The sequence below is a fragment of the Paenibacillus dauci genome (genome assembly GCF_000971985.1).
Classification (GTDB): Bacteria; Bacillota; Bacilli; order Paenibacillales; family Paenibacillaceae; genus Saccharibacillus; species Saccharibacillus dauci.
In genome coordinates this window covers 1-1,465 of sequence record NZ_LAQQ01000023.1, presented here as the reverse complement: position 1 = coordinate 1,465, position 1,465 = coordinate 1, and the positions used below count along the sequence as shown (strand labels likewise).

The 1,465-nt window shown below is 47.9% G+C and carries 1 protein-coding gene; it reads right to left on the bottom strand.

The genetic code is table 11. From position 1 onward, the window contains the following. Positions 1-38 precede the first annotated feature (38 nt). A protein-coding gene (locus WH46_RS23960) for an IS3 family transposase (RefSeq protein ID WP_231584404.1) occupies positions 39-1,369 on the bottom strand; the annotation gives its coding sequence in 2 pieces (ribosomal slippage) (positions 39-985 and positions 985-1,369; 1,332 coding nt in all). Positions 1,370-1,465: the final 96 nt, after the last annotated feature.

Below are 1,465 nucleotides of genomic sequence, written 5' to 3'. Positions count from 1 at the left end.
TAAACTGTACCCTTTGTAAAGGACATTTCAAAAAAAGGTTAGGACACGTGAAGAAGCTGTTGCCTGTATGTTGCAGGCGGCAGCTTTTTTAAGTTCCACTGCCCACGTTCCAGATTGTAATACGTCATATAACGCTTGACCTCTTGCTTCACTTGCTGGAGGGTTTGGCACGCTTTCAAATTGGTTTCATCTTTAAAATGGCCAAAGAAAGATTCCTGTGGCGCGTTGTCCCAGCAATTTCCTCTTCGCGACATGGATTGCCCGAGTTTCATCTTCTTCACGAGTTTTTGAAACTTTGGGTGGGTGTAGTGAAATCCTTGATCGGAATGAATCAACGCTTTCGGCGTGAGATGACGATGTTTCTTCAATTGCTTGAGCGTGTCCAGCGCGAGATCCAATCCCAGCGAATCCGAGACCTTGTAGGCGAGAATTTCGTTGGTTTGGGCATCTTTAATCGTCGACAAATACGCCCGTCGGCTTGCTCCATACCGTAAATAGGTGATGTCCGTCAGGAGGACTTGGCCAGCGACTCCAGGTTTAAACGCTCGTTGCAAGGTGTTAGGACATGTGCGGTGTTCCTGCGTCGCTTTGGCGATCCGGCGCATGGGATGAGCTCGCCGGATCGGGCATACGAGGTTGAATTTTTTCATGAGACGACGAATGCGTTTGAGGTTGTACGTGAGACCAAAATGAAGCTGCAGCGTCATTTGAATCTGGCGAGCGCCTTTCTTCCTTCTTTTATACCGGTAAGCGCGCAGCAGGATATTGTAGGCTTGTTCGTCTTGTTCTTGCTGTTTCTGCCTGCCTGAAATAGACTGCTCGCTAAGGTACGCATAGTAACCGGAACGGGAGACCCCAGCGAGCCGGCACAGCCACCGTACCTTACGTTTGAACGGGGAACGATTCGTGATCTGCTGAATCCATTCAAACTTCTGCCTCGTCCTTACTTGGATTTCGGTTTCTTCGCCTGCCTTTCGAGCCATTCGAGCTTTTTTAGAAATTCATTCTCGACTTCAAGCCATTCCAGTTTGGCTTCCAGCCGAGCGATTTGTTCTTGAGGACTACGTTCACGTGTGGAAGGACGTCCAGAAGTTTGTTTTCTCGCGTCCGCAAGACCGGTGATTCCCTTCTTCTCGTAAGCCGTGCGCCAGCGATGCGAAGCCGTTTGAATCCGTTTGGTTCCCAAACTCTCGACGTCAAAGCCAGCCTCTTGAAAAATCTCACGAGGGAGTTTGCCTTGCCCGTAAGCTTCGATGAAGTGTTCTTTAAACGCATCGGTGTAGGTAATGGCTTTGTCACTGACCTGTTTTACATGGGGATTCTTTTGGAGCTCATTCTGTTGCTTGGTTGTGAATAATTTTTTGGACATCCGTTTCGACCACCGCTCATTTTTTCTTTATTGTACACAAAAAGACCCTACAAGATGACTTTTTTTCAAAGTGTCCATCTTGTAGGGTACAGTTTA